This is a genomic window from Pseudophaeobacter sp. 1A09344 (assembly GCF_041008745.1).
In the GTDB taxonomy this organism is placed as follows: Bacteria; Pseudomonadota; Alphaproteobacteria; order Rhodobacterales; family Rhodobacteraceae; genus Phycobacter; species Phycobacter gallaeciensis_A.
Window position 1 is genome coordinate 700,544 of the sequence record NZ_JAXGFS010000001.1, and the last position, 7,263, is coordinate 707,806.

A 7,263-nucleotide genomic window follows, 5' to 3' on the forward strand; every position below is an offset into this window, starting at 1 on the left:
GGCACCGATATGAACGACATGAGTAGACTGGATAAGACTGTGACCAACACGATCAAAATCTCGGCCAGCGACGTCAACGTCTATTACGGCGACACCCACGCGATCAAAGACGTCAATGTCGAGATCGAAGACAATACCGTGACCGCCTTTATCGGTCCTTCGGGCTGTGGCAAGTCGACCTTCCTGCGTTGCCTGAACCGGATGAACGACACCATCGACATCTGCCGCGTCACTGGCAAGATCCTGCTGGACGGCGAAGACATCTATGACAAGCGGGTCGATCCGGTACAGCTGCGCGCCAAGGTTGGCATGGTGTTCCAGAAACCGAACCCCTTCCCGAAATCGATCTATGACAACGTGGCCTATGGCCCGCGCATTCACGGGCTGGCCCGGAGCAAGGCCGAACTGGATGAGATCGTCGAAAAATCTCTGCGCCGCGGCGCCATATGGGACGAGGTGAAGGACCGCCTGCACGCGCCAGGCACCGGCCTGTCCGGTGGTCAGCAGCAGCGCTTGTGCATCGCCCGCGCCGTGGCGACCGAACCCGAAGTCCTGCTGATGGACGAGCCGTGTTCGGCGCTGGACCCGATCGCGACCGCCCAGGTCGAAGAGCTGATCGACGAGCTGCGCGCGAGCTATTCGGTGGTGATCGTCACCCACTCGATGCAGCAAGCGGCCCGCGTCAGCCAGAAAACCGCCTTCTTCCACCTCGGTAACCTGGTTGAGTTCGGCAACACCGGTCAGATCTTCACCAACCCCGAAGATCCGCGGACCGAAAGCTACATTACCGGCCGTATCGGCTGATCCCTCATTGCAAGGACTGAGACATGGAAGAGCAACATATCGCATCCGCATTTGACCGGGATCTGGAGGCGATCCAGGCCCGGATCATGAAAATGGGCGGGCTGGTCGAAGCCGCCATCATGGAATCCGCGCGCGCGCTGGAAACCCGGGACGAGGAACTGGCCCAGAAGGTACGCGCCGACGACAAGGCCATCGACGGGCTTGAAGAGCTGATCAACGAGGAAGCCGCCCGGGTGATCGCCATCCGCGCCCCGGCCGCGGTGGATCTGCGCGTGGTGCTGTCGGTGATGAAGATCGCCGGCAATCTGGAACGCATCGGTGATTACGCCAAGAATATCGCCAAACGCACCGGGGTCCTGATCCAGGGTCATGATGCGCTGGACAGCGCTGCCGCCCTGCGCCGGATGGCGCGTGAGGTCGAGCTGATGCTGAAGGATGCGCTGGACGCCTATATCCAGCGTGATGTCGAACTGGCGGGCGATGTGATCACCCGCGACCGCGACGTCGACCAGATGTACAACGCGCTGTTCCGCGAATTCCTGACCCATATGATGGAAGATCCGCGCAACATCACGCCCTGCATGCATCTGCATTTCATCGCCAAGAACATCGAACGCATGGGCGATCACGTAACCTCGATCTGCGAAGAGCTGATCTACCTGGTTACCGGCAGCCGTCCCGAAGACGACCGGCCCAAGGCCGATACCACCTCAACCACTCCGCAGGAGGTCTAAGACATGGCTGCCGATCAGCCCACTGTTCTGGTCGTCGAGGACGAATTGGCGCAGCGTGAAGTGCTGGCCTACAACCTCGAAGCAGACGGGTTCCGTGTGATCCGCGCCGAAAACGGCGAAGAGGCGCTGCTTTTGGTCGAGGAGGACACGCCGGACATCATCGTTCTAGACTGGATGATGCCGAACCTCAGCGGGATCGAAGTCTGCCGCCGCCTAAAGACACGGCCCGAAACCCGCGGCATTCCGATCATCATGCTCTCGGCTCGTTCCGAAGAAGTGGACAAGGTTCGCGGTCTGGAAACCGGCGCTGACGACTACGTGGTAAAACCCTATTCGGTGATCGAGCTGATGGCGCGGGTGCGGACCCAGTTGCGACGGGTGCGTCCGTCCACCGTTGGCGTGCGGCTGGAGTTTGACGACATCATTCTGGATGCGGAGACCCACAAGGTCAGCCGCTCGGACCAGCCCCTGAAACTGGGGCCGACCGAGTTCCGCCTGCTGTCGACCTTCATGGAAAAGCCGGGCCGGGTCTGGAGCCGGGAACAGCTGCTGGACCGGGTCTGGGGCCGCGACATCTACGTCGACACCCGCACCGTGGATGTCCACATCGGGCGGCTGCGCAAGGCACTGACCCAGCATGGCGGCGACGATCCTGTGCGCACGGTGCGCGGCGCGGGCTACGCGCTCGGCTAAGTTTTTCCAGGATTGCGTGTTCCGCTTTGCCCCATTGATGGGGCCACAGCGGTGCACGCAGGGGGTACATCAGGTGTACAGGGGGTGTACGGACGGCACCCCCTTTGTTTTGTCTGTTGGCTGGGCGTGGTTCAGCGCGGCAACGGATCTTCGGGCTGCGCCTTGGAGGCCAGCCAGTCGCGGAATTTGCGCAGCGCAGGCGCGTTGGATTTGCTGGTCGGCCAGACCAGATAATAGGCGCCGCGCGTCTCTGTCGGGGCAGGGTGCAAGGCCACCAACCGCCCTGTCGCAAGGTCCTGCTCCACCAGGTAATCCGGCATCAGGGCCACCCCCAACCCGTGCAAGGCCGCCTGGGTAATGGTTGCAAATTGATCATACATTGTGCCACTGACGGTCTCGGGCGGCTCCACGCCTTGCGCGGCGAACCAATCGGCCCAGGCCTCTGGTCGGGTCTGAATATGCAGGAGCGGCAGGTTCAGAATGTCCTTGGGTCCGCGCAATGCCGTGCCTGCCACCAGATCCGGCGCGCAGACCGGTAAAAGCTGTTCATGTTTCAACAACAGGGCGTCGGTGCCCGGCCATTCTGCGCGGCCAAAATGGATCGCCGCATCAAAGGGTTCGCTGGCAAAGCTGAAAGGCTCCAACCGCGTCGTCATATTGATGGTGACATCCGGATGCAGCCGGGCAAATTCCGGTAGGCGCGGCATCAGCCAGCGCATGCCAAAGGCGGGCAAGATCGCCAGATTCAGCGTTCCGGCCAGTGGCGCGGTCTGAAGCCGCAGCGTCGATTGGGCGATCTGGTTCAGCGCAGCACGGATTTCCGATGCGTATTCCTGCGCCTCGGGCGATAGGGTCAGTTTTTTCTTGTCCCGGTGTACCAGATCCAGCCCCAGTTGCCGTTCGAGCGCCTGCAATTGGCGGCTCACCGCGCCTTGCGTCAGCGATAATTCGGCCGCCGCCGCCGATGCACTGCCCAGACGATCCAGTGCCTCCAGCGCGCGCAGGGCAGAAATCGACGGGAGAAAACGACGTGGTGCACTCATGTATGCTGTTTACTCATATATGCTTGCAAAAGTCTCGCTGTTTTTTTCCTTAACCCACCGTTAGGGTCGCCGCAGGTTTCAACATCAACGACAAAGGGGCAAGACATGACCGATGCACCTAAACTGCGGGCCAAGGATGCGCCCGATCTGAGCGGCTTCAACTGGGAAGATCCGCTGCGTCTGGACGACCAGCTGAACGAAGACGAGCGCATGATCGCTGCCTCGGCCCGCGCCTATGCGCAGGAAAAGCTGCAGCCGCGCGTCACCGAAGCATATGAAAACGAAAACACCGACCCCGCCATCTTCCGCGAGATGGGCGAGATGGGCCTGCTGGGCACCACCATCCCCGAGGAATACGGCGGGTTGGGGGCAGGCTATGTGTCTTACGGCCTGGTTGCGCGCGAAGTTGAGCGCGTCGACAGCGGTTATCGCTCGATGATGTCGGTGCAAAGCTCGCTGGTGATGTACCCGATCTACGCCTATGGCAGCGAAGAGCAGCGCAAGAAGTACCTGCCGAAACTGGCATCTGGTGAATGGATCGGCTGCTTTGGTCTGACCGAGCCCGACGCAGGTTCTGACCCCGCGGGTATGAAAACCCGCGCCGAGAAGACCGCAACCGGTTACAAGCTGACCGGCTCCAAGATGTGGATTTCGAACGCGCCGATCGCCGATGTCTTTGTCGTCTGGGCTAAATCCGAAGAGCACGGCGGCAAGATCCGTGGCTTCGTGCTGGAAAAAGGCATGAAGGGTCTCTCCGCGCCGAAAATCCAGAACAAGGCGTCGCTGCGTGCCTCCGTCACCGGTGAAATCGTCATGGATGGCGTCGAAGTCGGTGAAGACGCGCTGCTGCCGCACGTGCAAGGCCTCAAAGGTCCGTTTGGCTGTCTGAACCGCGCGCGTTACGGCATCAGCTGGGGCGCGATGGGCGCCGCCGAAGCCTGCTGGCACGCCGCACGTCAGTATGGTCTGGACCGCACCCAGTTCGGACGTCCGCTGGCCAACACCCAGCTGTTCCAGCTGAAACTGGCCAATATGCAGACCGAAATCACCCTTGGCCTGCAGGCCTCGCTGCGTGTTGGTCGCTTGATGGACGCCGCCAATGCCGCGCCCGAAATGATCTCGATCGTCAAGCGGAACAACTGTGGCAAGGCGCTGGATATCGCTCGTATGGCGCGCGACATGCACGGCGGCAATGGCATCAGCCTGGAATTCCAGGTCATTCGCCACATGGTGAACCTGGAAACGGTCAACACCTATGAGGGCACGCACGACGTTCACGCGCTGATCCTGGGCCGCGCTCAGACCGGTCTGCAGGCGTTCTTTTAACGAATAGCGCCAAAATCCGGGGCCAGATCGTTAATTTCCGCGGTCTGGCCCCGATTGACTGACATCAGTCTCGAAACCGCAAGTGCCCACCGGCCTTGCGGTTTTGCATTTCAGGCCTGCAATAATGCAGATAGCCCTCGTCCTCACATCACCGCAAAGACAAAGGCACAGGATTTTCGCTCGTCTCCCTTCGAAATGGATCCAAAACGGTAAAGGCAGAGGTTAACGCTGCAGCAGAAGCAAGGGATGCTTCAAATTGCCCGTGCTTATTCTTGGCAACCTCCTGCGCGGTCAGCCGCCGCCATCCACCATTTACCGAGGTTAACTGCCAGGGGACGCCATCAGCACCTGAGCATGGCGTTGAGGCCAAGTTGTCAAGCAAAGGCGTAAATACGCAAATGGCCCTGAAGTCCGAAGGTTCGATGTGAATCCATAGAAAATCGCAAAGGGTAGGGAGGGGCGCATTCCCCTTCTTGTGCGGCTAAGCGCCGGACCTGCGTTTCTGCAAGTCGCAACATGCAAAATTGCCCCGGTGTTTTTGCAATAACACCGGCGGAAATTGAAGGGCTGCTTTGCAGTATCCTTCGTACTTAATTCTTTTTTAACAGTGTTTTACGAGGGCGTACAGGGGCGTGCGGTAACAATTTTAACGAAAGGGCTTTCCTCCCTCTCATCGAATATATATATGCTTTTACGAATATGTATTGAGCGCGTTGACACCTGATCGGGTGCGCGGCGCGATCCATTCTCAGGAAAGCCTCCGCAATGTCTTCGCCACTGTCCCGCATCGACTTGAAATCCCTGTTTCCAATTTTGGACTGGGGACGACGGTATGACCGCCCTGATTTCACCGGGGATATGACAGCGGCAGTGATCGTCACGATCATGCTTATCCCGCAGTCACTGGCCTATGCCTTGCTCGCCGGGCTACCTGCCGAGGTCGGGCTTTACGCGTCGATCCTGCCTTTGGTGGCCTATGCAATCTTCGGCACCTCGCGTGCCCTGGCCGTGGGGCCGGTCGCCGTGGTGTCGTTGATGAGCGCATCTGCGCTGGCGCCGCTGGGTCTGGACACTGTTGCAGAGTTCACTGCCGCCGCCGCCGTGCTGGCACTGCTGTCCGGGTTGATGCTGGCAGCGATGGGGGCCTTGCGTCTGGGGGTGGTGGCCAATCTGCTGTCGCATCCCGTGATCGCTGGGTTCATTACGGCCTCGGGGTTGCTGATCGCAGTTAGCCAGATGAAGCATCTGTTGGGCATTCCGGCGCATGGTCACAATCTGCCGGAGATTCTGTTGTCGCTGGGGCAGGGGCTTGGTCAGGTCAACTTCTGGACCCTCGGGGTCGGCGCGCTGGCCCTCGGCTTTTTGATCTGGGTGCGTCGGCATATGGCGAACGTGCTGCACCAAAAGGCTGGCCTGTCAAAAGGCGCCGCCGGAACCGCAGCCCGGGTTGGCCCGGTCTTTGCCGTCATCGGAACGATCATATTGTCCTGGGCGCTGAACCTGCCTGAGATGGGGGTTTCCGTGGTTGGCGAGGTGCCGACCGGTCTGCCGCCGATTGGTCTGCCGATGATCGACTGGGCGTTGGTTCCGGCTCTGATTGGTCCGGCCGCGCTGATCACCATTATCGGTTATGTTGAAAGTGTCTCGGTCGCGCAGACCTTGGCTGCCAAGCGCCGTCAGAAAATTGATCCAAACCAAGAGCTTAAGGCCCTTGGCGCTGCGAACCTGGCCTCTGCCTTGTCTGGTGGCTATTCGGTGACAGGCGGTTTTGCACGATCGGTCGTTAACTTTGACGCCGGTGCGCGCACCCCGGCTGCGGGCGCTTTTACCGCCGTTGGGCTGACCTTTGCCGCCATGTTCCTGACTCCGCTGCTGTATTTCCTTCCCAAGGCAACGCTTGCAGCGACCATCATCATTGCGGTCCTTTCACTGGTTGATTTGAAGATCCTCAAAACAGCCTGGACCTATTCCAAAGCCGATTTCGCCGCCGTTCTGACCACGATCCTGCTGACGCTGTTGGTTGGTGTGGAAACCGGTGTCGCTGCTGGTGTGCTGGTCTCGCTTTTGCTGTTCGTCTGGAAGACCTCGCGCCCGCACGTGGCCGAGGTGGGGCAGGTGCCGGGAACCGAGCATTTCCGCAACATTCACCGCCATAACGTGGTGACTGATCCCTCGCTGGTCACGCTCCGGATCGACGAAAGCCTGTACTTCGCCAACGCGCGGCGAATGGAGGACCTGATCCTGGCGCGCGTGCACGAAGGCCGTGATGAGATCAAACACGTCGTGCTGATGTGCTCTGCGGTGAACGAAATCGATCTGAGTGCGCTTGAATCGCTTGAGGAGATGAACCAGCGGCTGTCTGACATGGGGATCCAGCTGCATATGTCCGAGGTTAAAGGGCCAGTCATGGATCGTCTGAAACGCAGCCATTTCCTGGATGCGCTGAGCGGCCAGATCTTCCTGTCCCAGAATGAAGCCTTTGAAACGCTGAGCGCAGCACAGCCGCGTGACAAGATCAGCGCATAGGCGTGCAATGCAGCAACCTGATTGATTGTCGACAGGGCGCATCATAGTGGCGCCCTGTTGTGATGGCTCAAGGGTCGTTGCGACAGTATCCGCTATCTCAGTTTCATCATCTCTTCTCTGAACGCCTCGAGTGGGGT

General features: G+C 59.9%; 6 protein-coding genes. 5 read left to right on the plus strand and 1 reads right to left on the minus strand.

What is annotated here, in order from left to right:
- The first annotated feature begins 9 nt into the window (after positions 1–9).
- The 3 genes from pstB to phoB are packed head-to-tail and all read left to right on the plus strand — an operon-like array spanning position 10 to position 2,231.
- A complete protein-coding gene (gene pstB / locus SM765_RS03185) occupies positions 10–804 on the plus strand; it encodes a phosphate ABC transporter ATP-binding protein PstB (RefSeq protein WP_065270281.1) in 795 nt (264 codons plus the stop codon).
- Between the two features lie 23 nt (positions 805–827).
- On the plus strand, positions 828–1,538 hold the full coding sequence (phoU, locus tag SM765_RS03190) for a phosphate signaling complex protein PhoU (RefSeq protein WP_065270282.1): 711 nt from the start codon (positions 828–830) through the stop codon (positions 1,536–1,538).
- A gap of 3 nt (positions 1,539–1,541) precedes the next feature.
- Positions 1,542–2,231, plus strand: coding sequence for a phosphate regulon transcriptional regulator PhoB (gene phoB, locus SM765_RS03195; protein ID WP_065270283.1), 690 nt, complete (start codon positions 1,542–1,544; stop codon positions 2,229–2,231).
- 131 nt (positions 2,232–2,362) lie between these two features.
- Here phoB and SM765_RS03200 read toward each other — a convergent pair whose 3' ends face one another.
- Positions 2,363–3,274 carry a LysR family transcriptional regulator gene (locus tag SM765_RS03200; protein WP_274837064.1) on the minus strand — a complete coding sequence of 304 codons (912 nt, stop codon included), beginning with the start codon at positions 3,272–3,274 and terminating at the stop codon, positions 2,363–2,365.
- 105 nt (positions 3,275–3,379) lie between these two features.
- Between SM765_RS03200 and SM765_RS03205 the strand changes: the two genes are divergently transcribed.
- Together SM765_RS03205 and SM765_RS03210 are read left to right on the plus strand one after the other, a co-directional pair.
- Positions 3,380–4,600 (plus strand): acyl-CoA dehydrogenase, encoded by a 1,221-nt coding sequence (locus tag SM765_RS03205; RefSeq protein WP_274837065.1) that lies wholly within the window; start codon positions 3,380–3,382, stop codon positions 4,598–4,600.
- Positions 4,601–5,365: 765 nt separating this feature from the next.
- A complete protein-coding gene (locus SM765_RS03210; protein WP_274834135.1) occupies positions 5,366–7,126 on the plus strand; it encodes a SulP family inorganic anion transporter in 1,761 nt (586 codons plus the stop codon).
- Positions 7,127–7,263: the final 137 nt, after the last annotated feature.